The sequence below is a fragment of the Ensifer sp. Root954 genome, from assembly GCF_001429005.1.
Taxonomy (GTDB): domain Bacteria; phylum Pseudomonadota; class Alphaproteobacteria; order Rhizobiales; family Rhizobiaceae; genus Ensifer; species Ensifer adhaerens.
This window is the reverse complement of record NZ_LMJM01000010.1, coordinates 62,326-89,021: the sequence shown is the minus strand read 5'-3', so window position 1 is coordinate 89,021 and position 26,696 is coordinate 62,326. Positions and strand designations below refer to the sequence as shown.

27 protein-coding genes are annotated in these 26,696 nt (G+C 58.9%); 14 read left to right on the top strand and 13 right to left on the bottom strand.

Annotated features, from left to right (window positions below):
• On the top strand, positions 1–154 hold a 154-nt coding region (locus ASE71_RS34910; protein ID WP_156411749.1), incomplete at its 5' end, for an aldehyde dehydrogenase family protein.
• A gap of 138 nt (positions 155–292) precedes the next feature.
• On the opposite strand, the gene iolE is transcribed toward ASE71_RS34910, so the two are convergent.
• Entirely contained in the window at positions 293–1,204 is a 912-nt protein-coding gene (gene iolE, locus ASE71_RS06270; protein ID WP_060520104.1) for a myo-inosose-2 dehydratase, read from the bottom strand.
• Positions 1,205–1,288: 84 nt separating this feature from the next.
• A complete protein-coding gene (locus ASE71_RS06265; protein WP_060520165.1) occupies positions 1,289–2,284 on the bottom strand; it encodes a LacI family DNA-binding transcriptional regulator in 996 nt (331 codons plus the stop codon).
• 180 nt (positions 2,285–2,464) lie between these two features.
• Between ASE71_RS06265 and ASE71_RS06260 the strand changes: the two genes are divergently transcribed.
• The 6 genes from ASE71_RS06260 (at position 2,465) to ASE71_RS34905 (ending at position 7,701) form a co-directional block, all read left to right on the top strand.
• Entirely contained in the window at positions 2,465–3,415 is a 951-nt protein-coding gene (locus tag ASE71_RS06260) for a sugar ABC transporter substrate-binding protein (RefSeq protein WP_060520105.1), read from the top strand.
• Between the two features lie 119 nt (positions 3,416–3,534).
• Positions 3,535–4,656, top strand: coding sequence for an ABC transporter permease (locus ASE71_RS06255; RefSeq protein WP_060520106.1), 1,122 nt, complete (start codon positions 3,535–3,537; stop codon positions 4,654–4,656).
• Positions 4,656–5,444, top strand: coding sequence for an ATP-binding cassette domain-containing protein (locus ASE71_RS06250; protein ID WP_060520107.1), 789 nt, complete (start codon positions 4,656–4,658; stop codon positions 5,442–5,444). Before ASE71_RS06255 ends, ASE71_RS06250 begins: the two co-directional genes overlap by 1 nt.
• A gap of 83 nt (positions 5,445–5,527) precedes the next feature.
• Complete coding sequence (locus ASE71_RS06245; RefSeq protein ID WP_060520166.1) at positions 5,528–6,322, top strand: TIM barrel protein; 795 nt, start codon at positions 5,528–5,530, stop codon at positions 6,320–6,322.
• Between the two features lie 29 nt (positions 6,323–6,351).
• Positions 6,352–7,371: a Gfo/Idh/MocA family oxidoreductase gene (locus tag ASE71_RS06240; RefSeq protein WP_060520108.1), complete on the top strand. Its 1,020-nt coding sequence runs from the start codon at positions 6,352–6,354 to the stop codon at positions 7,369–7,371.
• 48 nt (positions 7,372–7,419) lie between these two features.
• Positions 7,420–7,701 (top strand): MurR/RpiR family transcriptional regulator, encoded by a 282-nt coding sequence (locus ASE71_RS34905; RefSeq protein WP_082566400.1) that lies wholly within the window; start codon positions 7,420–7,422, stop codon positions 7,699–7,701.
• Positions 7,702–8,030: 329 nt separating this feature from the next.
• Here the strand turns inward: ASE71_RS34905 and ASE71_RS06235 are convergent, their stop codons facing one another.
• From ASE71_RS06235 to ASE71_RS06215, 5 genes are all read right to left on the bottom strand, one after another.
• The gene (locus ASE71_RS06235) at positions 8,031–8,645 is read right to left on the bottom strand and encodes a LysE family transporter (protein WP_060520109.1); all 615 of its coding nucleotides are present in this window, start codon (positions 8,643–8,645) and stop codon (positions 8,031–8,033) included.
• 96 nt (positions 8,646–8,741) lie between these two features.
• A complete protein-coding gene (locus ASE71_RS06230) occupies positions 8,742–9,689 on the bottom strand; it encodes an NADP-dependent oxidoreductase (protein ID WP_244496889.1) in 948 nt (315 codons plus the stop codon).
• A 46-nt stretch (positions 9,690–9,735) separates the two neighbouring features.
• Positions 9,736–10,899, bottom strand: a complete 1,164-nt coding sequence (locus ASE71_RS06225) for an adenylate/guanylate cyclase domain-containing protein (protein ID WP_060520110.1) — start codon at positions 10,897–10,899, stop codon at positions 9,736–9,738.
• A 47-nt stretch (positions 10,900–10,946) separates the two neighbouring features.
• A complete protein-coding gene (locus tag ASE71_RS06220; RefSeq protein WP_210338345.1) occupies positions 10,947–12,551 on the bottom strand; it encodes a DHA2 family efflux MFS transporter permease subunit in 1,605 nt (534 codons plus the stop codon).
• A 1-nt stretch (position 12,552) separates the two neighbouring features.
• Entirely contained in the window at positions 12,553–13,653 is a 1,101-nt protein-coding gene (locus ASE71_RS06215) for an HlyD family secretion protein (protein WP_244496890.1), read from the bottom strand.
• Between the two features lie 163 nt (positions 13,654–13,816).
• On the opposite strand from ASE71_RS06215, the gene ASE71_RS06210 reads away from it, so the two are divergent.
• Together ASE71_RS06210 and ASE71_RS06205 are read left to right on the top strand one after the other, a co-directional pair.
• Positions 13,817–14,461 carry a TetR/AcrR family transcriptional regulator gene (locus ASE71_RS06210; RefSeq protein WP_063891193.1) on the top strand — a complete coding sequence of 215 codons (645 nt, stop codon included), beginning with the start codon at positions 13,817–13,819 and terminating at the stop codon, positions 14,459–14,461.
• A 427-nt stretch (positions 14,462–14,888) separates the two neighbouring features.
• A complete protein-coding gene (locus tag ASE71_RS06205) occupies positions 14,889–15,530 on the top strand; it encodes a hypothetical protein (RefSeq protein ID WP_060520113.1) in 642 nt (213 codons plus the stop codon).
• Positions 15,531–15,859: 329 nt separating this feature from the next.
• Here the strand turns inward: ASE71_RS06205 and ASE71_RS06200 are convergent, their stop codons facing one another.
• From ASE71_RS06200 to ASE71_RS06190, 3 genes are read right to left on the bottom strand one after another with little or no spacing between them, the layout of a single operon-like run.
• On the bottom strand, positions 15,860–16,999 hold the full coding sequence (locus tag ASE71_RS06200) for a mandelate racemase/muconate lactonizing enzyme family protein (RefSeq protein WP_060520114.1): 1,140 nt from the start codon (positions 16,997–16,999) through the stop codon (positions 15,860–15,862).
• Positions 17,000–17,010: 11 nt separating this feature from the next.
• Positions 17,011–17,931: a dihydrodipicolinate synthase family protein gene (locus ASE71_RS06195; protein WP_244496891.1), complete on the bottom strand. Its 921-nt coding sequence runs from the start codon at positions 17,929–17,931 to the stop codon at positions 17,011–17,013.
• A 1-nt stretch (position 17,932) separates the two neighbouring features.
• Positions 17,933–18,643, bottom strand: coding sequence for a GntR family transcriptional regulator (locus ASE71_RS06190; RefSeq protein ID WP_060520115.1), 711 nt, complete (start codon positions 18,641–18,643; stop codon positions 17,933–17,935).
• Positions 18,644–18,717: 74 nt separating this feature from the next.
• Here ASE71_RS06190 and ASE71_RS06185 point away from each other — a divergent pair, with 74 nt between their 5' ends.
• The 5 genes from ASE71_RS06185 to ASE71_RS06165 are packed head-to-tail and all read left to right on the top strand — an operon-like array spanning position 18,718 to position 23,983.
• Positions 18,718–20,367 (top strand): ABC transporter substrate-binding protein, encoded by a 1,650-nt coding sequence (locus ASE71_RS06185; RefSeq protein ID WP_244496892.1) that lies wholly within the window; start codon positions 18,718–18,720, stop codon positions 20,365–20,367.
• A gap of 25 nt (positions 20,368–20,392) precedes the next feature.
• Positions 20,393–21,454, top strand: a complete 1,062-nt coding sequence (locus ASE71_RS06180; RefSeq protein WP_060520171.1) for an ABC transporter permease — start codon at positions 20,393–20,395, stop codon at positions 21,452–21,454.
• A 4-nt stretch (positions 21,455–21,458) separates the two neighbouring features.
• Positions 21,459–22,370 (top strand): ABC transporter permease, encoded by a 912-nt coding sequence (locus tag ASE71_RS06175; RefSeq protein ID WP_060520117.1) that lies wholly within the window; start codon positions 21,459–21,461, stop codon positions 22,368–22,370.
• A complete protein-coding gene (locus ASE71_RS06170; protein WP_060520118.1) occupies positions 22,363–23,211 on the top strand; it encodes an ABC transporter ATP-binding protein in 849 nt (282 codons plus the stop codon). Before ASE71_RS06175 ends, ASE71_RS06170 begins: the two co-directional genes overlap by 8 nt.
• A gap of 1 nt (position 23,212) precedes the next feature.
• Positions 23,213–23,983: an ABC transporter ATP-binding protein gene (locus ASE71_RS06165; RefSeq protein ID WP_060520119.1), complete on the top strand. Its 771-nt coding sequence runs from the start codon at positions 23,213–23,215 to the stop codon at positions 23,981–23,983.
• A 62-nt stretch (positions 23,984–24,045) separates the two neighbouring features.
• Here the strand turns inward: ASE71_RS06165 and ASE71_RS36365 are convergent, their stop codons facing one another.
• The 3 genes from ASE71_RS36365 to fabF all read right to left on the bottom strand — a co-directional run bounded on the left by ASE71_RS36365 (position 24,046) and on the right by fabF (position 26,675).
• Positions 24,046–24,198, bottom strand: coding sequence for a hypothetical protein (locus ASE71_RS36365; protein WP_164475060.1), 153 nt, complete (start codon positions 24,196–24,198; stop codon positions 24,046–24,048).
• Positions 24,199–24,258: 60 nt separating this feature from the next.
• Positions 24,259–25,284 (bottom strand): cell division protein FtsZ, encoded by a 1,026-nt coding sequence (ftsZ, locus tag ASE71_RS06160; protein WP_060520172.1) that lies wholly within the window; start codon positions 25,282–25,284, stop codon positions 24,259–24,261.
• Between the two features lie 122 nt (positions 25,285–25,406).
• Positions 25,407–26,675 (bottom strand): beta-ketoacyl-ACP synthase II, encoded by a 1,269-nt coding sequence (fabF, locus tag ASE71_RS06155; RefSeq protein ID WP_060520120.1) that lies wholly within the window; start codon positions 26,673–26,675, stop codon positions 25,407–25,409.
• Positions 26,676–26,696 lie beyond the last annotated feature (21 nt).

Here is a 26,696-nt window from a genome sequence, read left to right as displayed (position 1 = left end):
AGCCGGCATGGTGATGGTCAACCTGCCGACGGCGGGCGTCGATTTCCACGTGCCCTTCGGCGGCCGCAAGGGCTCGTCCCACGGCGCGCGCGAGCAGGGGCGCTACGCCGCCGAGTTCTACACCACCGTCAAGACGGCTTACGCGCTCGCCTAAGGGGTGATGTTTCGGGGAATTGAACCATTTGGACTTCCGCTTTCATTTTCCAGTCAAGGAAATGCGGGACCTACGGTTCGATTCCCTTCAAGGCGACAGAATTTATGGCGCTGTCTTGGCTGAAATCAGCCTCATGGGTTAGTCGGCAAATACTTTGCCGATGTGATCGAACGCGCGGGCGACGGTTGCACGTGGTGGTGCGTGTGCAGGATCCTGTTCGGCTTCGACGACCAGCCATCCTCGATAGCCACTGTTCCGAACGAAGCGAGCGATCGGAGTGAAGTCGACGATACCGTCGCCTGGCACCGTGAACATTCCGCTGCGCACGCCGGCATTGAAGCTCAGGTCGCCGGTCCGAACCTCCCGCATCACCGATTTGCGGACGTCCTTTAGGTGGACGTGCACGATGCGATCGGAGAAACGCTCGATGAGCTGCGTATAGTCGAAACCAGCTGCGACCGCGTGGCCCGTGTCGAGCAGCAAGCCAACTTCCGTGCCGGTCTTGTCGAAGATGTTGGAAATTTCATCGAAAGTCTCTGCGACCATCATCAGGTGGTGGTGATAGGCCAGCGCAAGCCCGTACTCGCCCGCAAGACGGCTGGAGAACTCCGTCAATCGCGCTGCATAGGCTGCCACGTCCGCCTTGGGCAATACTAACCGCTGCGCCATCGGTGCGTCCAGCGGGGATCCTGGTGTCATCATTGCAACCTCGCCGTAGACCATGACCTTGCAGTCCATGGCCCGGAGGAGGTCGGCGTGACGGGCAACAGCTCGCATCTCTTCGTCGACGCCGCGTTCGGCCAGTTCCCCTGAATGCCATCCGGACGCCAGGTCGAGACCGTGGCTTGCGAGAAGCGGGCGCAAGGCCGCTGCGTCCCTTGGGAATTTCCGGCCGAGCTCGACCCCCTGATAGCCAACCTCAGCCGCATCGGTGAGGCAAGTATCGAGTGGAATGTCTGCCCCAAGATCCTCAAGCACATCGTTCGCCCACGAAAGGGGACTTACCGCAAGGCGCACGCCGTCGGGCAAAGTAATGGCTTTCTGAGACATGATGAGTTCTCCACATTGGGATAGGTTCTCGGTTGCGAGTGTTCGACGTCCTTGAGAGGCGAAGACCTCGAGGATGAAGGTCCGTCAGGTGGAATTGCGGACCACAAGCTTGCCTGGCAGCGTCACCGTCTCCGGCTCCAGACGTCCTGCAATCATCCCAACGATGACCTGGATCATCTCCTGCCGCGGCTGCTCATATGTGGTCAGGCTGTAGGCGGGCGACCCGCAGAACTCGTAGTTGTCGAAACCGACAACGGCGATGTCTTCGGGGATCCGCAGACCGAACCGGCTGCGGATTTCATCCATCGCCCCAAGAGCCAGAATGTCATTTTCGCACATGAGAACGTCGACCCTGTCGGCGGGGGCGGTCTGTTCGAGATAGCTGCGCACCGCTTCGGCTCCCGCTCCGGCACTGTACTTTTCAGCCGAAAGCAAAGCGATCTCGTCCACACCCTTCTGCTTCCAGAAGTCGGTGAAATGATGCCGACGCCTCAGGGCGGTGGATAGCGCAGGGGCACCCGTCATGAAGCCAGGCCGGCGATATCCTCTTTCATGAAGATGATCGACGATCTCCCGTAATGCCAGTTCGGCATCACACACGACCGCCGGAACGCCTTCGATCTGGCTGTCTCTCGCAAGCACAAACATCGGTGGCGTTCCGCGACCAAGCTGCAGATCGCTCAGCGTCTCACTGCGAAACGCTGTACCGAAGAGGATAACGGCATCGACCTGGCGCTGATCTGCGTGAAGCAGCGCGTGCACGTGATCGAAGTGAGTGTTGATGTTGATCAGGACCGCGACGAGCCCCTCGGCCTGCAGTCTCTCGGTCAAGGTCTCAAGGAAGGGCAGTTTCTGAGGATTGGCGAAGTCATCGACAAACACAGCCACCTGATGGGTGGAATTCGTCGCAAGACTGCGTGCTAGCAAGTTCGGCGAGTAGTTGAGCGCTGCGGCCGCTTCCAGAACCTTGCGCTTGCTTTCCTCGGCGATCGACGCGCCCGGGGTGAACGCACGGATGACCGTCCACTTCGAAACACCTGCAGCATCCGCCACTTCTTTCGCCGTCGCTCGTTTGCGCATGAAGACTCCCTTGAAATGGAACGCATATTCCATTTTGAATTCAAGATGAAATGAATGCTTGCTTTTAATTCATTCCAGCGTAATATGCACCTGTTTGCACCCGGTAGCAACAAAATGCACCCGGTAGCAATCGTTTTTCTCGCCATCCTGTGGAGGGTGTGGCGATTGGAGGAGGAGCAGATGAAATCCATTCTGAAGAAGCTCGCATTCGGCGCGGTCGTGCTCGGCGTCGCCACCACGGCCGCCATCAGCGCGAAAGCTCAGGAGCCCACCATCATCGCGGTGACGCACGGGCAGGCGTCCGACCCGTTCTGGTCGATCGTGAAGAACGGCATCATGCAGGCCGGCCAGGACAGCAACGTCCAGGTCGATTACCGCGCGCCGGAAACCTTCGACATGGTGGCGATGGCGCAACTGATCGAAGCTGCCGTGAACCAGAATCCGGCGGGCATCGTTATTTCGAACCCTGACCCGGACGCGCTCGGCCCGGCGATCGAGAAAGCGGTTGCCGCGGGCATTCCGGTAATCTCGATGAACTCTGGCATCTCTGCAGCTGAAAAACTGGGTATCAAGCTGCATGTCGGACAAGACGAGCTTCCGGCCGGCGTCAAGGTGGGCGCTAAGCTCAAGTCGCTCGGCCTTAAGCACGTGCTCTGCGTCAATCAGGAAGTTGGCAACGCGGCTCTTGACCAGCGCTGCGCCGGCACGGAGCAGGGGTTTGAAGGCGGCAAGGTAACGATCCTGCCGACGACGGCAGACCCCGCCGAGATTGAGGCGAAAATCCAGGCGGCATTGACCTCCGACCCGTCGATCGATCTGGTGCTCGGGCTGTCCGCCCCGCTGGTCGGCGAGCGCGCCGTCGCCGTCGTTGAGAAGATGGGCGTTGGCGATAAGGTGAAGGTCGCTTCCTATGATCTCTCAGCCGGCTTCCTCCAGTCCGTCGCTGACGGCAAGGCGCTGTTTGCGGTTGATCAGCAGCCCTATCTGCAGGGTTATCTGCCGGTGACGTTCCTGGCACTCAATGCGCGCTACGGCACCATTCCTGCCGGCAACGTGGCATCCGGTCCGAGCTTCGTCGAGAAGGACGCGGCCGCATCCGTTATCGAAAAATCCTCCCAGGGCATCCGCTAGGCGGATCCGCGGCAGCTCCCGCGCCAGTGGGAGCTGCTCTCATCGCCCGACCGCTCCGCGCCACCGCGTGAACGGGACGGATGGCGCACGGATAACAATTACACTGCTGAGGTACGACCATGACCCTCGCCAACGAACAGAACGGGTCTGCTGCCAGATCCGACGAGCGGCTGAAGAAGGTATCGACGTTAACTGGCATACTACGCCGTCCTGAACTCGGCGCCGTCGCCGGTCTGGTGCTCGTGACCGTCTTCTTTCTTCTGACCGCGAACCCCGCGATGTTTACATTGGCGGGTGTCGTAAACTTCATGGCGCCGGCCGCCCAGCTCGGCATTCTCGCCGTCGGCGCGGCGCTCCTAATGATCGGCGGCGAGTTCGATCTGTCGATCGGATCGATGGTCGCTTTTGCCGGCCTCGTTTTCGGTGCGGCTCTTGTCGTCTGGCAGGTTCCGCTTAGCGTGGCGATCCTTGTCGCGATCGCATTCGCAGTCTTCATCGGAGTGACGAACGCGCAGCTCACCATGCGCACGGGTCTCCCGTCGTTCATCGTGACGCTCGCATTTCTCTTCATCCTGCGCGGTCTGACGCTCGTCGGTCTCAAATGGGCAAGCGGCGGCGCAACGCAGCTTCGCGGCATGAAGGAAGCCGTGGCCGGCAGCCCGCTCGCGCCGCTCTTCTCCGGCGATGCCTTTCCCGGACTGTTCACGTGGCTTGCGGAGGCTGGCATCATAGACACGTTCCCGAATGGCACACCGAAAGTCCCAGGCATTCCGATCGAGATCCTGTGGTTTGTCGGGATCGCACTTCTTGCTACATGGATTCTCCTGCGCACGCGCTTTGGCAACTGGATCTTTGCATCCGGTGGCGATCCGCGCGCCGCACGCAAGTCGGGCGTACCGGTCGCTCGGGTCAAGACGACGCTTTTCGTCGTCACCGCTCTTTGCGCCACGCTGGTCGCCATACTGACCGTGCTCGACGCCGGCTCGACCGACGCTCGCCGCGGTTTCCAGAAGGAGTTCGAGGCGATCATTGCGGCCGTCATCGGCGGCTGCCTGCTGACCGGTGGCTACGGCTCGGCTATAGGGGCATTCTTCGGATCGATCGTCTTCGGCATGGTGCTGATTGGCCTGACTTACACGTCGATCGACCAGGATTGGTATCTCGTCTTCCTCGGCGGCATGCTGCTGACCGCTGTCGTCTTCAACAACGTCATCCGCAAACGCGTCACGGGAGAACGCTGATGAGCACATCTCAGACGCCCCTCGTCGAGGTGAGGAACCTCGTCAAGCATTTCGGCTCGGTCATCGCGCTCAACGGCGTTTCCATGAACGTATATCCGAACGAGGTGCTCTGCCTGCTCGGCGACAATGGTGCCGGCAAATCTACCCTGATCAACACGCTTGCCGGTGTGCACAAGCCGACGTCGGGCGACTTCCTGGTCGACGGTCAGCCCCGGTTGTTTTCCGGGCCTCGCGACGCGCTCGATGCCGGCATCGCCACGGTCTACCAGGACCTTGCGATGATCCCGCTGATGTCGGTGACCCGGAACTTCTTTATGGGACGCGAACCCCTCGTCGGATTTGGTCCGTTCAAGCGCATGAACATGGACGAGGCCGACAACATCACACGCGACGAGATGCATAGGATCGGCATCGACGTTCGTGACCCGCAGCAGGCGGTGGGCACGCTTTCCGGAGGCGAGAGGCAATGCGTGGCGATCGCCCGTGCCGTGTACTTCGGCGCCAAGGTGCTGATCCTTGACGAACCGACGTCGGCACTCGGCGTGGCCCAGACCTCGATGGTGCTGAAGTACATCAACCAGGTTCGCGCCAAAGGCCTGGGCGTGATCTTCATCACCCACAACGTCCGCCACGCCTACGCGGTCGGCAACCGCTTCACCGTGCTCAATCGTGGCAAGACGCTTGGCACCTATACAAAGGACGCCATCGGCATTGATGAGCTTCAGAACCTGATGGCAGGCGGCAAGGAGTTGCAATCCCTGTCCGAAGAGCTCGGCGGAACGATCTGATCGAATTCACATCCCAGCCTGTCGGTGCGGCGCCCTTTGCGCCGCTCCACCCATCGTCATGTCCAAAAAATATGGAATCCACCATGAGTGCGTCCACGATTTCTTCTTTCCCACTTGCCGCCTGCGCAGAGATGCTCTGGCGCGACAAACCGATCGAATGGCGTGCTTCGCGCCTCAAGGAAATGGGTTTCGGCGTCGGTCTTTGGAACTGGCCGGATCACGATCTCAACAAGCTGGAAGCGACCGGCGCCGCCTTCACGATCATGAACGGCTACCTCACCGGCCGCCTGACGGACGACGAGGGTGCAACAGAACTCCTGAGGACTGCGCGCGAAACCGCTCAGATCGGAAAGCGGCTCGGAGTCCAACGGCTCAATCTGCACGGCACGGGCCTTGGAGACAGGGGCCTGCCCGTCCAGCCCATCGAAGTCGTTACAGGCGCCATGTGGCTGAAGGCGCGTGACACGCTTTGCCGCATCGTGGACATGGCCGAGGAGGAAGGCGTCACGTTTACGCTCGAAAACCTCAACCTCCCGGTCGACCACCCAGGCGTACCCTTCGGCCGCGCTGAGGACACACTGGCGCTGGTCTCCAGCGTCGATCATCCGCGTCTCCGTCTCAATCTCGATCTCTACCATGCCCAGATTGGCGAGGGGAACCTGATCGAACTCTGCCGCAAATGCTTGCCGTGGATTGGCGAAATTCAGGTGGCCGATGTGCCGGGCCGCTTTGAGCCCGGTACCGGCGAGGTCAACTGGAACGGGATTGCCAGGGCATTGAATGCCATGGGTTATTCCGGCCCGATCGGCATGGAGGCCTGGGCCGCAGGCGACCCCGAAGTGGCGCTCGAAGCCTTCCGCGCCGCATTCACCCTCTGACATTTTTCAACCTCTACAGGATCAATCCCATGCCCAAGAACAAACCCGTCAATGTCGGCCTCATCGGCGCCGGACGCATCGGTTCCTTCCACGGTGAGACCGTCGCACGCCGCCTCGTCGATGCCGAACTCGTCGGCATCGCTGACCCCGCGCCAGGGGCTGCCGCCGCGCTCGCCGGCAAGCTCGACGTTGAGAGCTCGTACACCGAAGTCGCGGACCTTCTTGCCCACCCGGATCTCGATGCCGTGATCATTGCCACACCGGCGCGGTTCCACACGAACGTCCTCGTGCAGGCTGCCGAAGCCGGCAAGGCGATCTTTTGCGAGAAGCCCATGGCGCTAACGCTTGAGGATGCCGATCGGGCGATCGCTGCGGCGCGCGCAGTCAGCGTTCCCCTCCAGGTAGGCTTCAATCGGCGTTGGGACCAGGCTTTCTCGGAAGGACGCGCGGCGATCGATGCCGGCAAGGTCGGTGCGCCGCAGCTTCTGCGCTCGCTGACTCGCGATCCCGGCCCCTTTGACGCCGATCCCGCCAAGATTCCGCAATGGACGATCTTTTACGAAACGCTGATCCACGATTTCGACACGCTGCTTTGGCTGAACCCGAATGCAAAGCCGGTCGAGGTCATGGCCGTTGCCGACGCGCTCGTGCGGCCGGATTTCCGCGACAAGGGCTTCCACGACACAGCGGTCGTCACGATCCGCTTCGACAATGGCTCGATCGCGGTCGCAGAAGCGAATTTCTGCGCAATGTATGGCTACGACATCCGCGGAGAGGTCTTCGGCTCCGGTGGCATGGTGACGATGGGGGATGTCCGGCGTTCCAGCATGACGCTGTTCGACAAGGACGGCACCACCAATGATACCTGGCGTCGTGACACCGAGCACTTCGTTCACGGCTACACCGCTCAGCTTGCTTCCTTCGTGAGAGCTGTTCGCCGCGGCGAAATGACTGAAGGGCCGGGCGGTGCTGATGCGCGCAACGCGCTTGCGATCGCCCTTGCCTGCATTGAGTCCGTTTCGAAGAAGGCACCCGTGTCGTTGCGATAGCGGCCCGACTGGGTTGGTGAAGCATCGGCGAGCAAGGGAGAAGCGGTGATGAAGGTCAGCGAGGCAACCCGGCGTCCTGGTGATGTGGCGGAGCTTAGGGGCATGTTTGCATCCAGAACCCTAAGGCTGACGAAACAACTGGAACAAGTCGCTCGAAAGGCACTGGCAAGACCGGATCTTATCGCATTCGGAAGTGCCCGCTCGGTCGCGAGCGCGTGCTCTGTTTCACCAACCACGGTCACACGGCTTGCGACAGTCCTTGGCTTTGAAAGTTTCCGGGATTTCAAGACGTTTTTCCATCAACATCTGAGGAAGATGTCTCACTCATAGATCGCGCATTATTCTAGCCAATGGCCGTGGATCTCCACGGCCATTGTCGTTGAAAGGGCCCTCGCGCAAGGTTCCCCGATGTTGCCCTGCGGCCGAAGTAGTTCCAAAACCGCCTTCCGAATTCAGTATATGTTCTCGATTTGTGCGTCCAAAGTCGCATAATGTATCGTTGGGAACATAGTGGTCGACGGTCTCGATCCCTAACCAGTCCACCGTGACCGAAGCAATTGACCATCTACTGTGTAAGCGCCGGTGCAATCGTCCGTTCCGCCGGAACTGTTCGTACAGGGGAAGCAGGGGTGCGATCGCGCAGGCTGGCTATCGTTCAGTCAACGATCCGACAACGCGAGCGTCAGCCCAAAGCCGACGAAGATTGTCCCCGCAACACTGTCGATCCTGCGGCTCGTGCGCCGATATGCGCGGCCAACTGCCGGATGGCCTAACGCCATTACGAGGCCGCCATACCAGATCGTCGATATCGCCGTCATCGCCGCGACTGCGGCGGCTCCATGCAGCCAAGGGGTGCCGGGCGTCATGGCAGACGCAAATAGGCTGGCTACGAAAAGGGCGGACTTTGGGTTGGCGAGATTAGTGAGAAAGCCACGTCGCCAAGCTGCGAATGGGGACAATTCCGACGCTGGCGCAATGTCGATTGTTTGTTCAGGTGCTCGCATCTGCCTGAATAGTTTCAGACCTAACCATACGAGATAGAGGCCCCCGGCAACTTTGAGCGTCATGTATGCGACCGGTGCGGCCGCAAACAGTGCTCCGATGCCGAGCCAACCGGCCAAGCCCCAGCATAAGGTGCCAGCGATCGTTCCCGCCGCTGCGAATGCCGCAGTGTCTCTCGGTCCGGACAGCCCGATTTTTAAGAGTAGGAAGAAATTCGGACCCGGCGTGACGACGGCAACGATCCAAATTCCTACAACAGTTAGAATGAACATTTGTGCCTCGCAACAATGAGATTTGTCAAAACTGAAGGCGGAGTGCTACGCCAACCCCTCGCTCAATGGTCACCGACGAGGCGCGGCTTGTGTGTCTCACCAAGTCAGAACGACCTTTCCAGCAGTTCTTCGTTGAGAGACGAACTCGTGCGCGATACGGAAATCAACCATGGGGAAGATTCGGTCTACATGGACGGAGACACGCCTTTGTTTCACCAGGCAAGCGAGCTGTTCAAGTCCCGCCCCGTCCGGTTCAACCAGGAACCAAGTGGCCTCAACTCCGAGCTGGGCGGCTTCCTCGCGCAGCGATGGAGCCCAAGCAGCTTGCGCGCTGATGAGGATCCCGCCTTTTCGCAAACATTTGAGTAGACGAACACAAACGTCGCCACCCACGAGTTCGATTGCGATATCCGCGCCGTGAACGTGGTTGGCGGGGTCGACCTTTGTATAGTCAATCACGTCTTCGGCACCCAGTGCACGCAGGAAGTCATGCTTTGCGCGCTGCGCAGTTGCGATGACATGAGCACCTTTCAGTCGAGCAATCTGTATTGCAAGATGCCCCACACCCCCCGCGCCCGCGTTGATGAGCACGCGATCGCCAGGCTTCACCTTCGCTACATCGTTTAACATCTGCCATGCCGTTAGCCCCGCAAGCGGCAGCGCCGCAGCCGAGACGTGGGAAACGGATGAGGGTTTTCGTGCAAAATGCCTCGCTGGCGCTGACACGTACTCAGCATACGCTCCGGCCTGCCTCGGAAACCAGGGCATGCCGAACACTTCGTCACCGACTTTGAAACGCGTTACGCCGTAGCCGACCGCTTCCACCACGCCCGAGACATCCCATCCGGGAATGTAGGGAAGTTGGAGTGCGTCCATGTACGCCTTGCCTTCTCGGGTATAGAGATCCACGGGATTTACGCCAGCGGCTTTGACCCTGACGAGGATCTCGGTCGGGAGGGGTGTCGGACGTGGCACTTCCACCATGTGCAGCTTGTCCAAACCACCCCATTGCGTCTGCTGTATGGCCAACATCATCACACTCATTTCCATTGTCATTCGGGATCATTCATGTGCATCGTTTGGGGAACCGCTATGGCCCGCATAGGCCATAAATCACCTGGGGTTCAGAGAGACCCTTCAACCTGAAAGTGCCCAACTCGAGCACCGGAAGTTCAAGTTGGCCGACAAAATCCTCGGACATTACGATCGTTTGTCGAAGCGTTCTGGTGAGAGGTTCTATCCGGCTCACAAGGTTCACCGCCGGTCCGATCGCCGTGAAATCGAGCCGGCCTGCGGACCCGACATTACCGTAGGCAACTTTGCCGATGTGAAGAGCGAGACCGAACCCGACGGTATGACCCAACTTGCTTTGCCATTTCGTATTGAGCTCGTTGACGGCCGCTGCGGCATCATGGGCGGCGTTCGTGGCGTCACGACATACCGCAGCATGATCCGACGTCAAAGTAAGATCAAAAATCGCAAGGACCGCGTCGCCCATAAACTTGAGTACCTCGCCACCGGCCGATTCGATGGGGGAAACGACGGCGTCAAAGTAGTCGTCGAGCAGTTCAATGAGGTCTTCAGAGGAAAGAGTCTCTGCCATGTGGGTAAAGTTCTCAAGATCGCAGAGCCACAAGACGGAATTGACCGTGTCGCATTCTCCGCGCTGTATCGAGCCGGCGAGGATTTTCCTGCCAGCCCGTTCGCCAACATAAGTCGCAAGGAGGCGTTGAGCGTCGTCTCGCTCGTTGAAAAGCTCGATCACGGCTGCAAGAGCAGGAACAATGCCTTCGAGAACTGCAGCCTCGTTTTGGCTGAATCCGTTTAGGGCGCTCGACGTATAGGCGATAGCCTGGTAGCTGTTCGCCTGGAAGTCCAATGGCAGTGCGATGTAGTCGGTGCCCCCCTCGCGCCTGAGCTTGTGCAACACAGGATAGTCGGTGTCGCGCAGTTCCTCGTTGAGGCGACGCCGTATCTTTGCGCCGACCGCAAAAATATCCGCAATCGGATTGTCGAGGTAGTAGGACGTGGCCTCGATGCCGTGCGGCCTCAGTTTTACCGTGGTCGAACCTCGATCTTCCCGCCACGCAAAGGCGCGCCCCCGAATGGCTGTATGCAGCCTCCTTACGCCAAGATAGATGCGCGAGACGGAAACATGATGGTCGAGCAAACACTCGGCGAATGCCGTCACAAAAGTAGCGATGTCTTTGCAGTGGCGGCCATCGTTCAGTATCCAGAGGATGATCTCGCCCACGGCGGAGGTGTCATTCGGACATGGTGGGTTGCGAAATAGTGCCATTTTCAACCCACGGATGTCTTATCGGCGTGAGGCATGAGTTTCCCCAGTCCGACCTTCACAAGGATCAGGAAAGGTGCTGCGAACACAAACAGCAAGGAGACGGAGAGGAAACACTCGTTAAAGGATAGTGTGGCCACTTGGCCCTGAAGGGCTTCCTGGATCACTGCGGTTGCTGCGACTGTTGCTTGCTCCGTCTCGTAGCCGCGATCGGTAAGAAGGGACGCGATTGCCTGCTGGCGCTCGACTAGCAGTTGGTTACCTGCAGCGATGTTTCCGGAAAGGATCGTGCGATTGAGTGCCACCTGATGATCGAGGTAGGTGGTGAGGAAGGCGATGCCGATCTGCCCCCCTAGTTGCCGACCGAAATTGAAAAGCGCAACGCCATGAGGGACCGTCGACCCGCGCAGGTCGCCAAGCGTGACAAGCGTCAGTGAAACAAACAGCAGACCAAGGCCAAAGCCCCTCAGCAGCAGAGCCGGCATCATGTCAGGCAACCCACTTGCCGAGGTCGATCCCGATAGCAACCACATCGCCGTCATGAAACATAGGATTCCAAATGGGATGGGCTTAACCGGCGCAAGGCCTTTTAGTTGGATCAAGACTCCTGCGACAAGGAGACCAATACCGACGGTCGCCCCACTCGGCATCAGCAGCATCCCGGCGTATGTGGGGGACAAGTGAAGGACGCTCATCGAAAAGGCGGGAATGATAAAGGCGCTTCCAAAAAGTGCGAATCCTGCGACGAGGCTGACCAAGAAGCCGAAGCCGAAATGCTGATCCTTGAATGTCGCCAGATCCACTAGTGCACCGTTATTCTGCCTAAAAAGTTGCCATGCGGCGAAGGCTAGGAAAGAGAGCAGACCCACTACCGTAAGCTCCAAGATTTCAAGGTCGTCGAACCAATTGTGACGGCTGCCTTCCTGCAGGACGAATACGATTGCCGTCATTGCGACTGCCAAAAAAATCACGCCGACCCAATCAAATCTCTTGGAGGGGTTGCGGGTGGCGGGAAGAGGGGGCAACGCGAGCACTGCGATGTACCCGACGAGGCACAATGGGATGTTCGACAGAAAGACCCAGCTCCACGAGTAGTTGTCGACGGCCCATCCCTGCAAGATCGGAGAGAGGGTTGTCGGCGCCATGACGGTGCTGAAGGCAAAAATGGCCTGAACAGTTCCCTGTTCAGAAGGTGGGAAGACCTCGAACAGGACGGTTTGGCCGACTACGAGCAACAATGCACCCGAAAACCCTTGGACAACGCGCCACAATATCAGTTGTCCAAGATCGTTCGTCCCGGCGCAGGCAAGCGACCCCGCCAGCAATCCGGAAACCGCAATTGGGAGGAGCGTTGCGGCTCGCAAACGCGTAGTCAGCCAGGCAGCGACGGGGAAAGCAGTAAGCTTCGCGGCGAGGTAGGACATGTTCACCCAAGCGATTTCGTCAGGCGTAGAGTGAGTTGAGCCCATTAGATGCTCTCGGGCGACTACAAGAATGGTGCTGTTGACGGCATCTGTGAGGGCCGCCACCGTAATCAGTATGACGAATAGCCATTGGCGAAAACGCGAAGCCGCGATCGCAAAGGAGGTTTCTTGAGTGAGTTGCGACAAATCAGCCCCCCCGCTTGAAGATGGGGGAGATTTGCGATGCTGACGTTGAGAAAGAAGATTTTGCGGGCCGACGTATGAGGACCTTCACTTCGGCGGAGAGCCCAGGCACGAGACGCCCGACCAGGGGATGCCCCGGCGACAAGGTAATTTTCACAGGCACACGCTGCACGATCTTGACGAAATTTCCGGTCGCGTTGTCCGGAGGCAATAGGCTGAACGATGCTCCGCTGCCCGGTGACAGGCTGTCGACACTGCCCTCCACCGTAAAGTGGGGATACCCATCGAGCTTGACTTCGACCTTCTGGCCGACGGTGATGTTTTCCAGTTGCGTTTCTTTGAAATTCGCAATCACCCAGACGTCTCTTACGGGGACGACTGACATCAGAACCGCGCCTGGCCGCACGTATTCGCCCAACCGAACGTGTCTATTCCCGACTATGCCGGAGACTGGCGCTCGAATGATGGTCTCCGAGAGGGAAATCTCCGCCAACCTAAGGTTCGCTTGCGCTTCGTGCCGCCGGGCTATGATTTGTGCCATTTCAGATTCGATGACTGCGAGCTGAAGGCGTGCCGCCATGGCATTCGCCTTTGCACTTGCCAACGCGGCGTCGGCGCGTGCAGCAGCAGCTTGCGCGCTATCTTTGCTACTTTTGGACACCCATCCGTTTGATGCTAGACGGTCGCTGCGGTCGAGATCGCGGGTGGTTAGATCAAAGTCAGCCTGAGCTGATCGTACGTTGGCGTCTGCAGTCGTGATCAGAGCAAGTTGGTGAGATTTTCGCTGAACGAGATTCTTCTCTGCCGCCGAAGTCATAGCGACCGCAGCCTTAGCTCGATCCACATGAGCGCGGAAATCGGCGTCATCTATGCGAGCGAGGATGTCTCCAACCTGCACGACCTGGTTGTCATCCACTGCCAACGTGGTGACGTATCCGGCGACCTTGGGACCTATCGAAGTAATGTCGCCGCTGACATACGCGTTGTCCGTTTCCTCGCTGCCGGCCCGGTTTGTCCACCAGTAATAGACGTAGCTCGCTGTTATAACAGTGATCGCCGAAACGACGGCGACTATTGTGGTCTTGGCGCGCGACATGCTCATCATGGGATCTCTAAACGGTACGGTACCGTACCACAATGCAGCTTTGACGGTCTTTCGTCAAGCCCGGGTTTCAGTGCGACGCGTCAGGCGCTCGCAGTCTTGCCGTCTTTTGCGAGAAACGGTAAGGTACCGTACAAAAAATGGTGAAAGGTTAGTTGAAATCTCGATGCACGCTTCCAAAAAAAATGGCCACAGGCCTGGAGGACGCCAAGAGGAAAGGCGCCAAGAATTTCTTCGCGCTGCCTCTCAAATGTTCTTCAAAGACGGGTTCGCAGGCGCGAACGTTGACGATGTGATTGCGATGGTCGGCGGCTCCAAGCGTACCCTATACAGTTACTTCGGCAACAAGGAAGAGCTGTTCACTGCCGTTATCCGCGACATTTCCATTCGGGCTATGGCGGGACTCGTTGACGAAAGCACCTGCAAGTCGACCCTGGAGGAGACTCTTTCCGAGATCGGAACACGCTATTTGACGGTGATTATGCAACCGGACACCTTGCATCTCTATCGTACCATCGTTGCGGAAGGAATTCGGTTTCCACACCTACCTCAGGTGTTTTTCGAAAACGGGCCTGGCCGCGCGAGCAGAAGTCTAGCGCGAACACTTGAGAAACACCGAGATGCTTGGGCACTGGAAGGCCTCGACTACGAACGTAGCGCGGAGCACTTTTTCGGGATGCTCCGGGGCGATGTCCATCTCAGAGTCGTTTTGGGTTTGCAGTCGCCGCTACAGCAAGACGAGATTCAATCCATGGTTGCCAGTATTGTGAAGCTTTTTGCGGATGGCTGCCGCAGCGTCCGGCATGTCTGAAAGTACTGCATCGCACCCGACGCCGCGAGATCGGACTGCCTAACGCTCACTGATTATTTCGGCCTCAAGACACCGTCAGGAGGATGGGAATTGGCAAACACTTCCCCTTCGAGTGGCGCTGGCTGGTGACGCGGAATGAAGGGCCAGTGCTGCGCAGAATCTTCCACGAGAAGGGCGCAGCGCAGCCACGCATGGGCTCGAACTGGGGGTGGTTCGGTTACACGGCCGTCAATACCAGCTTTGGCACTCTGTGTTCGGTGTGAGCAGCCCGTTCGACGCGAAGTCTGGTGAGGCAAGATATTCCGAGTTCCATCGTCGGCGGTTCGAATCCGGTCAAGGCGAAGGATAGGAGACATCCGGAGTGGGCGGCTGTTGCCGGCTTCCAGCAAATGTGTCTCTCTGTTTTTGATCAATTGGGAGGGGAGAAATGGGGAATCCAAGTCAATTCAGCCGGGAGATCCCTCGTCGAGCGCACCGGCTCTTAGACGAGCTCTACAACGATCTCCCGGAAAGCTCCCCAGACCGCGCACTGAAGCTGAAGGCCACTTTCCTCCTCGCCATTGCGACACCCATCATCTCGGTGCCAATCGAAAGGTTGGCGCGGCAGAAGGAGCATCTCGGCGAAGAAGAAGCCGCCGATGGCATCAAAGACGCGATCACTGCCAAGACACCCGTGGGAGAGGCGCCCTTCTACACCGGCTGCTGGCGGTATTATAAACAGGCAAAGGGGGAAGCGTTTCCGCGCTTGGCAATTGACGGCTTCCCGCCGGACATTATTGGTGGCTTAGCAGCGGAAGATGCGCTCACGGCGGCCAGACAACTCAGTTCCAACGAATTTTGCTCCAACCTCCGAAATGCCCTGAGTCACGGAAGCGTCTTCTATCTTGATTCAGAAGGACCCTCGAGTGAGAACATTCGAGTCAGTCGGTTCGCGTTTGTCAGCACAGATCGGCAGCGGGATCCTCGTGCACTCCACATCCAATCCGTGACCATGGCGGACTTCCGTGCGTTCTTGGGCAAATGGGTAGATTGGTTGCAAGTCCCAGCCGCCGCTAACTCGGGAAGCTGAGGGCCATGGCCGGCATAGCGGCGCAATGCTGCCGTTCACAGACTTAAGCGTGCACGTCGCCTTAGGCGTGGACGGAATCGTGCTCCCACGAGCACTGCACGCTTGTTGCTGTGATGTTCACCTTTTGGGCCAAGGAGATCGCATAATGTATCGTCGGGAATTGAAACTGGCCGCCGGTCCATGAGGACCGCTCGTTCTAGAAGACCAGACCGTTTTTTAGTTGGGGGATTGCAATCCGCGACCTTGAACAGGGCAGGGACTCGACCAGTCTGCTCAGCAGAGGGCGAGTGTGCTGCCCTCTGCGCCTTTGATGTGATCGACCGAAATCTTCAGGGATAAGCGGTTGCGCCGTCGGGTTTGCGGGTGATTTTCCGCTCCCAGTGAACGTAGTCGTCGGTTTGCAGAGCCTTCTCATCTATTTCCAGACCCCAGCCCGGCCTGTCAGGTCGCAACTCCATGTGCCCGTCCACAGGCATATAAGGATCTGCCGCCCAGGGGGCGTGAACGTGCGGTTTGAACTCCAGCACCTTGAAGTTCGGCTGAGCTGCACAGAAGTGGATATTGACTGCAGTTGCAAGCGGGCCCATCGGGTTGTGTGGGGCGACCGTCACATAGTGGGCCTCCGCGATGGCCGCTATACGACGCATCTCGGTGACGCCGCCGACCACGCAGATATCGGGCTGGATAATGTCGGCGCCGCGCGCAGACAGCAGCGAAAGGAATTCGAAGCGAGAATAGAGCGATTCGCCTGTTGCCAGCGGCACTGTCACCTTCGACTTCAATTCGGTCCAGGCCGGTATATGTTCGGGTCGGATCGGCTCCTCATAGAAGAGCGGATCATTCGGCGCAATGGCGGCGGCGAGCTGCACGGCCTGGTAAGGCTCAAAGATCTTCGCATGCGCATCGAAGGCGTATTCGAAGTGCGAAGGAGTGATCTCGCGAATCCTGCCGAACCAGTCACCGGTTTCCTTGACGAGTTCGCCCCAGCGTCCGGCATGGAGATCACGGCGATAGGGGCTGAGCTTGAACGCGGTGTAGCCGTACTTTTCGTTGAGCTCGAGAGATTGCTCCCGCGCGGCTTCCGGATCGGGTGCTGTATAAACACCGCAATAGACCTTCACGCGGTCGCGCACATTGCCACCGAGCAGCATGTAGACCGGCAATCCGGCGGCCTTCCCGGAGATGTCCCAGAGTGCGTGATCAATCGCCGAGATCGCGGCAAGACCGAGCGCGCCGGGCGGGAAGCGGCATTGCTGGTTGAGCTTGAGCACGAGGAATTCGACGCGGCGCGGGTCCTCGCCTTCGATCTGATGGAACAGGTAGTCGAAGAGTGGCGGCAGCGCCCAGTCCGGGCCGTGGTTGTAGCATTCGCCCCAACCGGAAATGCCTTCGTTGGTCTCGATCTTCAAAAGCAGGCGCGGGCGGTCGTCTACGCGCTGCATGTATGTCTTGAAGCCTGTGATATGCATGAAACTCTTCCTCAGGCCGCGCAGCTCGTTTCGGCGACATTGTCGACGATCGCGCGCAGATCAGCTCGCTCTGCTTCGGTCAGGCTTTCGACGCCGGGCACGCGCACGGGGCCGACATCGGTTCCGAGCATGCCGAGCGCTTCTTTGACCACGGTGACGTTGGCGCCGTTCAGGTACTTGGTACGCAGGGCTTCGAAACCGGCAATGTCATCGATGAGCGCGCGCGCAGCGGCGTATTCGCCTTTTTCCAACGCCTGATGTATGGCGTGCGAACGCTCAGGGAAGACGTTGACGAGGCCAGAGGTGAAGCCGCGCGCTCCCATCGCGTAGAAGGCAGGCGCCCAGCCTTCGGCGAGGCCGCAGACCCAGATCGCCGGCGCATCTTTCGTCGCGCGTATAACTTCAGCAAGAAGCATCAAATTCCCGGAGGCGAACTTGATGCCGGCGATGTTCGGATGCAGTGCAAGCTTGCGGAAATCGGCAACCGAAAAAGTGTCGCTCCGCACATAAGCGATGACCGGAACCGTACTGGCTTCCGCAAGCTCAAGGAAGTATTTGGCTTGGAAGCTTGGGCCAGCGAAAGGGTCCATGGGGTGGTGTCCCATGATGGCATCGGCACCCTCGGCGATTGCGTCGCGCGCCAGGGCCTTTGCTTCCGCGAGCGAGCGGCCGACAGCCGCACTGACGAGCGACTTGCCAGCGGCTGCTTTGATGGTTGTAGCGTGGACCGTTCGCACTTCGTCCATGGTCAGCGTGAAGAATTCTCCGGTATTGCCCGCCGCCATCAGATTGTGAACGCGCGCATTGGCGAGGCGGGTGATGAGGTCCGAAAGCTTTGCGGTATCGATGCTCCCGTCGCTATGGTAGGGGGTCACGGGCACGCCAGATATACCCGTAAGGGCCTTGCGGATCTTCTCGATTGCCTCGGTCACGTCAAATATCCTCTTTCTTCTTGAACACGATATTGAGGTAAGTTTCACCGGAACGCACGACATGGTCGCGCATCACGCGTTCCGCTTTGTCGCTGTCGTTTGATATGATGGCGGCTGCAATCGCGGTGTGCTCGGCCAGCGCCTTGCCACGTTCGAGCGGATCGGAATGGATAACGCGGCGAATGCTGCCATCGTAGAATTGCTGTCGCTCGATCATGCGCGACAGATACTGGCATCGCGAGGCAATGTGGATTTGCTCGTGGAAAGTCTCATTCAGCGAAATTAGATCGTCGGCGATGCCGTGTTCGGTGGCGTTAGCCATCATCGTGACGATCTCCTCGAGTTTCTGGATTTCGTCCTTCTCGATCCGCTTGGCGGCCAGATGCGCAATCATCGATTCGAGCGCGGCCCTTGCCAGGATCATTTCTTCGGCCCAGCTCGCATTGAAACGGATCAGTACGCCACGGCGCGGCAAGGTCTCTACTAGTCCTTCCGTTTCCAGCTGACGCAACGCTTCCTTGATGGGCGTGGTGCTGACGCCGAGCTGCTCGGCGAGCTGGCGTTCGTTGACCCGCTCGTCAGGCGCAAACCGGCCTGACAGGATCGCTGTTCTCAACGTCCGGTGCACATGATCGCGAAGCGTCGTCAGGAACCGCGGGTCGATCTTTTCGATGCGGTCTTCGCCAGGCGCTTTCGATGCCTCGTTTTGCATGTCCCGAAATTCCCCCGTTGACGACAAAATCGTTTTGTGAGATCTGATATACCAGATTTCAGATCGATGTCGATATGAAAAATTTGCGCTCGGGGAGAGGTCCGGCGCGCCAGGGAGGAGATAGGACTATGAAAAGACGCAGTTTTTTGATGGCCTCGGCTATATTGACCTCGACGTTTGTCGTCCCCGTTGCCGCGCAGGCGGCAACACCCGATGACCAGTTGGTCATCGCTACCAACATGTCCTCGATGCGCGGACTAGATCCCAACGAGCTTAACCAGTTGGAGTCGGCCGAAATCGTTGCCAATCTTTATGAGCGGCTAATTGTTCTGTCTGCTGACGACATAACCAAGCCGCAGCCAGGGATCGCCGAAAGCTGGAAGGTATCGGACGATGGCAAGACCTTCACCTTCAAGATCCGTTCAGGCGTCACCTTCCATTCAGGAAACCCACTGACAGCAAAGGATGTTGAATGGTCGTTACGCCGACTGGTCAAGCTCGGTCTGGCGCCTTCGGTTGACCTTCGCCAGTGGGGTATCACCGACAAGATTGTCGACGAACTGATCAAGGCAACGGACGACACGACGGTCGTGCTGCAGACGCCTGAAGTCTGGAACCCGAACCTGATACTGTTTTCGCTGGCGAGTTTCTCGACTTCGATCCTCGACAGCCAACTGCTCGCCGAAAACGAGAAGAACGGGGACATGGGGCGGGAATTCCTTCAGACGAACGATGCGGGCTCGGGCCCCTATACACTCAAGACCTGGCGCGTCAACGACCTGCTGATTTCCGATGCCTTCAAAGACTACTGGCAAGGTGCGCCGAAAATGCGCCGCGTCATCCTTCGTCACATGCCAGAATCGTCCGGTCAGCGACTGCAGCTTGAAGCCGGCGATGTTGACGTCGCAACCCGCCTTTCGTCAACGGACCTGGCCGCGATCGAAGCGGGTGGTAAGGCGCTAATCCAGAAGACGCCAGGCTTCGGATTCTATTATCTGGCGCTCAACCAGAAAGACGAGATTCTCTCCAATCCGAAGGTTCGCGAAGCTTTCCGCTACCTGATCGACTATGACGGTCTGGCCAACACCGTAATGAAATATTACGGCATCAAGCAGCAGATGATCGTTCCCGGCGGCCTGCCGGGTGCCTTGAACGAAACCCCCTACAAGCTGGACATCGACAAGGCCAAGCAGTTGCTTGCAGAAGCCGGTTATCCAAACGGCTTCTCGAAGGTCTATTACGCCACCCCGGTCACCCCTGAGTATGAAGTCGCGCAGTCGTTGCAGGCGAACGCAGCCAAAGCCGGGATCAAACTCGACCTTCAGGGCGGCGATCACATCGGTAAGTTTCGCAACCGTGAGTTCGAGATCTTCTCGGCGCGTACAGGCGAACGCCTGCCAGATCCTCATGCTGTGCTTGCATCCTACGCGACCAATCCGAACAATGCCGACGATGCCAAGCTTGCTGGTCTCATCGCCTGGCGCTCCGCCTGGGAAGTGCCGAAAAACATCCAGGACATGGTGACAGCGGCCGCGCACGAGACTGACCAGCAGAAGCGGGCCGACCTCTATGCGAAGATCAACAAGGCGTATCTCGAAGCGTCTCCAGCACTCGTGACTTCCTTTCAGCGCACCGACGCAAAAGCAGTGCGCAAGGAAGTTACTGGCTATGTCGGCCATTCAACCTGGCTGACGCGTTGGGACACTGTCTCGAAGGGCGATTAAGCCCTTCCTGTCGAGGAGAATGATCGTGAGTATCTCAGAGACATCTGCAATCGCTCCAAAACGCGCCAAAGCGGTGTTCGGTGCGCTGCGCAAGGTGGCGGCATCCTTTGCCGTCATCCTGACGACGCTGCTCGGCCTGCTCGTCATCACCTTTGTTGTCGGTCGCATGGTGCCGGCCGACCCGGTCATTGCCGTAATCGGAGACCAGGCCGATCACGAGACCTATGAGCGTGTCTACAAGGAGATGGGTCTGGATCAGCCGCTCTATGTGCAATTCGCGACCTACCTCGGCAATGTCGCGCATCTTGATTTCGGCCAATCGCATGTGACCAAGAATCCGGTTGCCAGCGACCTTGCTCGTGTCTTCCCGGCAACGCTAGAGCTTGCCACGCTGGCAACGATCATCGGCGCCGGCTTTGGCATTCCGCTCGGTATCATATCCGCTGTGCGAAAGGGCACCTGGGTCGATCATCTCGCTCGCATTGTCGGCCTACTTGGCCATTCAACGCCGATCTTCTGGCTCGGCACAATCGTAATCCTCGTTTTCTATGCCAAGTTCGGGCTTATTCCCGGCGGCGGCCGCCTGGATGTCTACAACGAGGGACTGGTCGAAGGGCCGACAAATTCGATACTGGTCGATGCGGTCCTTGCTGGCGAATGGGAGGTTTTCTGGGATGCTCTGCTGCATGTTGCAGCTCCCGCGCTCATCCTCGGCTATGCCGCGATGGCCTATCTCAGCCGCATGAGCCGGAGTTTCATGCTGGAGCAGTTGCGACAGGAATATGTACTGACTGCCAAGGCCAAGGGGCTCGGGCAGCGCGCAATCGTCTGGCGGCATGCCTTCCGCAACATCCGGGTGCAGCTTCTGACGATCGTGGCACTCGCCTACTGCGGACTGCTCGACGGCACTGTCCTGATCGAGACGGTTTTCGCCTGGCCGGGCCTTGGACAGTATCTCACCTCGGCGCTGTTCTTCGCCGACATGAATGCCGTTCTGGGCAGTGTCCTGCTCATCGGTATTATCTCGATTGCCATCAATCTTCTGTCGGATCTGACCTATCGGTTCCTTGATCCGCGTACTCGGTGACATCATGGCGACACGTTATTTCAATGATCTCCATAATTGGTTGATCAACGAGGAATTCTCCTCGATGCGCCAGGCGCGCCTCCACAAGGCCTATGTCCTGTGGCTGAACCTGATCGCTAATCCATTGGCATTCGCCGGCTTTGTGGTGGTGGTGGGGCTGATATTGGTGGCCAGTTTCGCGCCGCTTCTCGCCAACTACAATCCCGTTCTTCAGGATCTGACCATGGCCCTGAAGCCGCCTTCTGCAGCGAACTGGTTCGGTACCGACGAATTCGGTCGCGACGTCTATTCGCGCCTCGTCTACGGGGCCCGCACAACGCTCTACATCAGCGTGTTGGTGACGATCATAGTCGCGCCGATCGGCTTCGCCATTGGCGCAACAGCCGGCTATCTCGGTGGGTGGGTGGACGTCGTGCTGATGCGCATAACCGATATCTTCCTTTCCTTCCCGAGCCTGGTTCTGGCGCTTGCCTTCTCCGCCGCCCTCGGGCCGGGCATCGAGAATGCCGTAATTGCCATCGCGCTCACGGTATGGCCCCCGATCGCGCGTCTGGCGCGCGCCGAAACGTTGACCTTTCGCGCCGCAGACTTCGTCGTTGCCGCAGAGCTTCAGGGTGCAGGGATGGGGCGCATCCTCTTTCGCCACATCGTTCCACTCTGTGCACCATCGATTATCATCCGCCTGACGCTCAACATGTCGAGCGTGATCCTGACGGCAGCCGGCCTTGGCTTCCTCGGTCTCGGGGCGCAGCCGCCTATGCCCGAATGGGGGGCAATGGCGGCGTCCGGACGCCAATACCTTCTTGATGCCTGGTGGCTGACGACGGTCCCCGGCATAGCCATTCTTCTGGTCAGTCTCGCCTTCAATCTGCTTGGCGACGGACTGCGCGATATTATGGATCCTCGCAATGCGTGAGCAAACGAAGCCCATTCTTTCGGTCAAGAACATGTCGGTTCAGTTTCCGAGCCTGTCGGGTGTGGTCAGCGCGGTGAGAAATATCTCATTCGACGTGGCGCGCGAAAAGGTTGGCATCATTGGTGAATCCGGCTCTGGCAAAAGCACGATGGGGCGCGCGATCATGCGCCTTCAGCCGGCTACCGCCCGTGTGGTCGCCGATGAGATGCGGTTTGAGGATGTCGACCTCCTGACCGCCAGCGAGGCTGAAATGCGGTCGATCCGCGGAAGCCGGATCTCCATGATCCTGCAGGATCCAAAGTATTCGCTCAACCCCGTCATGACGGTTGGCGAGCAGATCGCCGAGACGGTCATCCTTCATGAGCGGCTTGGAAGGAAGGCGGCGCGTGACCGCACGCTTGCGATGCTGGAGCGCGTCAACATCCGTGATCCACAGCGCGTCTTCAATCTCTACCCGCACGAAGTCTCGGGCGGCATGGGTCAACGCATCATGATCTCGATGATGCTGATCTCATCGCCCTCCCTGATCATCGCCGATGAGCCGACCTCGGCGCTCGACGTCACGGTGCGCCAACAGGTGCTGTCAATCCTCGACGATCTGATTAGCGAGCGCAACATCGGGCTGATCTTCATTTCGCATGATCTCAACTTGGTGAAGAGCTTCTGCGATCGGGTCATTATCATGTATGCGGGCAGGATCGTCGAAACCATTGATGCTTCGAAACTCGACCAGGCGACGCATCCCTACACCCGCGGACTTCTGGAGGCGTTGCCAAGTCTCGATCATCCGAGAGACAGGCTGGAAGTTTTGAAACGACAGGCAAGCTGGGCGGAGGCGTGACATGTCCATTTTATCGGTCAACGATCTTGCCGTGTCCTTCGGCAGCGGTAACGATTTCAAGCAAGTGGTCAAGAACGTCGCCTTCGATGTTGAGCCTGGCGAAACCTTTGGCTTGGTTGGTGAAAGCGGCTGCGGCAAGTCGACGGTTCTCGGCGCTCTCGCCGGTCGCATCAAGGGCTGGAGCGGTTCCGTTTTGATAGACGGCGAGGGGGTGGGGCCGAAACGGTCGCGCTCGCAACTTGCCAAGCAACAGATGGTGTTTCAAGATCCATTCGGCTCGTTGCATCCCCGCCATACAATCGGCCGAACGCTCTTGGAGCCGTTGGAAATCCATGGCCTCGACCAGAGGCAGGAGCGCGTCGAGCAGGTGCTGCGTGACGTTGGTTTGCCGCCTGTCTTTCGACACCGTTTTCCGCACCAGCTTTCGGGTGGTCAGCGCCAGCGTGTTGCAATCGCCCGAGCTTTGATCCTCAAGCCGCGCATTCTGCTCCTCGATGAACCGACTTCGGCGCTCGATGTCTCGATCCAGGCCGAGATCCTGAACCTCCTCAAGGATCTGCGGGACCGGGAGAAGCTGACATATGTCCTCGTCAGTCATGACATGGCAGTCATCGCTCATCTTTGCAACCGAGTCGCGGTGATGTTGGACGGCCGGTTCGTTGAGGTGGCCAGCCGCGAGCAGCTTCTGCAAGGCAGCGCTCAGCATCCCTACACACGGACATTGCTGGACGGCAGCAGGGGATATGTTCCGACGCGGAAGTTGGCGTCATAAATGCAAAATGCAGCCGAGGGATGAGCTTGGGGGCCTTTGTGGAGGGTGCGATGCCCTCAATCTCAACGAGGCAGCATCGCGCGCAACGACGCCAGTTCGTTCTCAAGTCGAGCAACACGTCGTTCAAGGTTCAAAATGACCTCACCCTGAAGATCATCGATTCCGGCGAGAGCTTCTTCCCATTCCCGCCACTTCTTAAAAAAGCGTTTCAGCATGGTGTGTCCTTGATGTTCGTGATGCTCGCAGACCTGCCCGCGCGGCTTTCAAGCGACGCATCATTTGACAGCGTGGACGAGGATGGGCTTCTGTGCGTGTTCCGCTAGCATCACCACGTCCGCCGGCCGCCTGAGGCCGGTCGCTATGACCGAGACCTGTAATTTGTCGTCAAGCGATCCATCGAACCTGGCGCCCAGGATGATTTCGGCATCCGCGTCGACCTGGTCACGAATGCAACTCGCTGCCTCATCGACTTCGAACAAGGTCAGTTCCCGGGCGGCCGCGATCGACACGAGAATGCCCCTCGCACCCCTTAGAGTGGCTTCCCCGAAGAGCGGGTTTTCTACAGCTGCTTTCGCCGCGTCGGTCGCGCGGCCTGGTCCTGACGCCTCGCCCGTCGCCATGACGGCCGGTCCCATGTCCTTCATCACGGACCGAACATCAGCGAAGTCAAGATTGATCAAACCTTCTTTCGTGATCAGTTCAACGATCGACATGACGCCCGAGTAGAGAATCGAGTCGGCCATTGAGAACGCCGTTTCGAGCGTTGTCTGACGATCCGAAAGGCGGAACAGGCTCTGGTTTGGAACGACAATCACCGTGTCCGCCGCATCGATCAATTGCTCGATGCCTTGCCTGGCCTGGCGGGCCCGGTGCGTTCCTTCAAAGCCGAACGGCTCGGTGACGACCGCGACAGTAAGAATGCCGGACTGGCGCGCGGCATGCGCAATAACTGGCGCCGCACCGGTCCCCGTGCCGCCGCCCATGCCGGCCGTCACGAAGCACATCTGCGTATCGGCCAGATGCGCCATAATCTGATCGATCGATTCCTCGGCTGCAGCGCGGCCGAGTTCCGGCAACGAGCCTGCACCCAGCCCCTCAGTGGCCGTCACGCCAAGTTGGACAATGTGCTGGGCTTTCGACATCGCAAGTGCCTGCGCATCGGTATTTGCGGCAATGAACTCCACGCCGGACAGGTTTCGAGCGATCATGTTGTTGACGGCGTTCCCGCCGCCGCCGCCAACGCCGGTTACTGTAATCTTAGGCTTCCAGCCGGTCATCCTAAGCGAAGGCATCACAATCATCCCATTCGGTTTCAATCTTGGCGCTCGAAACGGCGGCGAGTGCCGGCTGATCAATACGGTGAAGCTTTTCACCGGGGCGTCGTGCCGCGGCTTCACTTCCAGGCGAGTGTTGTTGAGGCCGGTCATTCGTTCCAGCGCCGGAACAAAGCGCTCGCGTTCACACCCCCGAACCCAAATCCGTTGGTAATTGCATAGTCCATCTGCAAAGGCCGAGACTTGTTCGCGACAAAGTCGATTCCGTCGCCAGCGGGATCGGGCGCATTCAGGTTCAACGTTGGCGGTGCGACCTGATCCCTGAGCGCCAGGATCGTGAAGATTGCTTCCAGCCCACCTGCGGCGCCAAGGAGGTGCCCGGTCGCGGACTTCGTGCCACTGACCGCGATCCCTGCTGTCGAACCGAACACTGTCTTGATAGCCTCGATTTCCCCTCGATCACCGAGCGGGGTCGACGTGGCGTGAGCGTTGAGATGTTGGATATCATTTGGAGAAATACCGGCCTGATGGATGGCGATTTGCATGGCTCTCGCGGCGCCGGATCCGTCCTCGGGACCAGAGGTCACGTGGTAGGCATCCGCCGTTGTTCCATAGCCCACCAGTTCCGCCAGCGGCTCCGCCCCGCGAGCCAGCGCATGGCTCAGGGATTCGATCACCAGGACGCCCGCACCTTCACCCATCACGAAGCCGTCGCGCATCATGTCGAACGGCCGGGAGGCGAGGGCAGGGGTGTCGTTGAACCCGCTTGAGAGAGCCCGGGCGGCAGCGAAGCCTCCGAGGCTTACGGTGTTGATACATGCTTCCGTGCCGCCGCAGACGGCAATGTCCGCCTCGTTCGCCCGGATCATGCGGGCCGCGTCACCGATTGCCTGGACGCCGGCCGCACATGCTGTCACCGGAGCGCCGAGCGGCCCCTTGAGACCATGTCGGATGGATACCTGGCCTGCAGCGAGGTTGACCAAGAACGAAGGAATGGTGAAGGGCGAAAGGCGCCGCGGTCCTTTCTGGTCGACGGTTCGTACCGCGTCCGTGATCGCTGGAAAGCCTCCGATCCCGGAGGCTATGATCGTCGCCGTTCTGAGGCGGTCCTCTTCCGAGACAGGTTTCCACCGGGCTTGCGCAAGGGCTTCCTCTGCCGCCGCCAGTGCGAAGAGGATAAACCGATCGACCTTGCGCTGATCTTTTGGCGGCAAGACGCTGTCAGGATCGAAGCCAGCTTCGGCATCCTCTTCCAGGAAGGGGACAACACCTCCGACCTTGGCGGGCAGATCGCCGACGACCTCGTCAGGAAGACGACGGATGCCGGACTTGCCCGCCAACAGGCGAGTCCAAGAGCTGCTGACGTTGGCACCGAGCGGGCTGACCGCTCCCATTCCTGTTACGACGACACGACGCATGATGACTCCAGAAATAAAACA

Excerpts from the sequence above, each read along its gene's own strand:
- ASE71_RS06240 (WP_060520108.1), top strand. The coding sequence starts at position 6,352 with ATGCCCAAGAACAAACCCGTCAATGTCGGCCTCATCGGCGCCGGACGC.
- ASE71_RS06190 (WP_060520115.1), bottom strand. The coding sequence starts at position 18,643 with ATGCAAAACGAGGCATCGAAAGCGCCTGGCGAAGACCGCATCGAAAAG.
- ASE71_RS06215 (WP_244496890.1), bottom strand. The coding sequence starts at position 13,653 with ATGATGAGCATGTCGCGCGCCAAGACCACAATAGTCGCCGTCGTTTCG.
- ASE71_RS06255 (WP_060520106.1), top strand. The coding sequence starts at position 3,535 with ATGACCCTCGCCAACGAACAGAACGGGTCTGCTGCCAGATCCGACGAG.
- ASE71_RS06265 (WP_060520165.1), bottom strand. The coding sequence starts at position 2,284 with ATGCGCAAACGAGCGACGGCGAAAGAAGTGGCGGATGCTGCAGGTGTT.
- ASE71_RS06185 (WP_244496892.1), top strand. The coding sequence starts at position 18,718 with ATGAAAAATTTGCGCTCGGGGAGAGGTCCGGCGCGCCAGGGAGGAGAT.
- ASE71_RS06165 (WP_060520119.1), top strand. The coding sequence starts at position 23,213 with ATGTCCATTTTATCGGTCAACGATCTTGCCGTGTCCTTCGGCAGCGGT.
- fabF (WP_060520120.1), bottom strand. The coding sequence starts at position 26,675 with ATGCGTCGTGTCGTCGTAACAGGAATGGGAGCGGTCAGCCCGCTCGGT.
- ASE71_RS06175 (WP_060520117.1), top strand. The coding sequence starts at position 21,459 with ATGGCGACACGTTATTTCAATGATCTCCATAATTGGTTGATCAACGAG.
- ASE71_RS36365 (WP_164475060.1), bottom strand. The coding sequence starts at position 24,198 with ATGCTGAAACGCTTTTTTAAGAAGTGGCGGGAATGGGAAGAAGCTCTC.
- ASE71_RS06235 (WP_060520109.1), bottom strand. The coding sequence starts at position 8,645 with ATGTTCATTCTAACTGTTGTAGGAATTTGGATCGTTGCCGTCGTCACG.
- ASE71_RS06205 (WP_060520113.1), top strand. The coding sequence starts at position 14,889 with ATGGGGAATCCAAGTCAATTCAGCCGGGAGATCCCTCGTCGAGCGCAC.
- ASE71_RS06260 (WP_060520105.1), top strand. The coding sequence starts at position 2,465 with ATGAAATCCATTCTGAAGAAGCTCGCATTCGGCGCGGTCGTGCTCGGC.
- ASE71_RS06210 (WP_063891193.1), top strand. The coding sequence starts at position 13,817 with ATGCACGCTTCCAAAAAAAATGGCCACAGGCCTGGAGGACGCCAAGAG.
- ASE71_RS06230 (WP_244496889.1), bottom strand. The coding sequence starts at position 9,689 with ATGAGTGTGATGATGTTGGCCATACAGCAGACGCAATGGGGTGGTTTG.
- ASE71_RS34905 (WP_082566400.1), top strand. The coding sequence starts at position 7,420 with ATGAAGGTCAGCGAGGCAACCCGGCGTCCTGGTGATGTGGCGGAGCTT.
- ASE71_RS06250 (WP_060520107.1), top strand. The coding sequence starts at position 4,656 with ATGAGCACATCTCAGACGCCCCTCGTCGAGGTGAGGAACCTCGTCAAG.
- ASE71_RS06200 (WP_060520114.1), bottom strand. The coding sequence starts at position 16,999 with ATGCATATCACAGGCTTCAAGACATACATGCAGCGCGTAGACGACCGC.
- ASE71_RS06245 (WP_060520166.1), top strand. The coding sequence starts at position 5,528 with ATGAGTGCGTCCACGATTTCTTCTTTCCCACTTGCCGCCTGCGCAGAG.
- ASE71_RS06170 (WP_060520118.1), top strand. The coding sequence starts at position 22,363 with ATGCGTGAGCAAACGAAGCCCATTCTTTCGGTCAAGAACATGTCGGTT.
- ftsZ (WP_060520172.1), bottom strand. The coding sequence starts at position 25,284 with ATGATTGTGATGCCTTCGCTTAGGATGACCGGCTGGAAGCCTAAGATT.
- iolE (WP_060520104.1), bottom strand. The coding sequence starts at position 1,204 with ATGTCTCAGAAAGCCATTACTTTGCCCGACGGCGTGCGCCTTGCGGTA.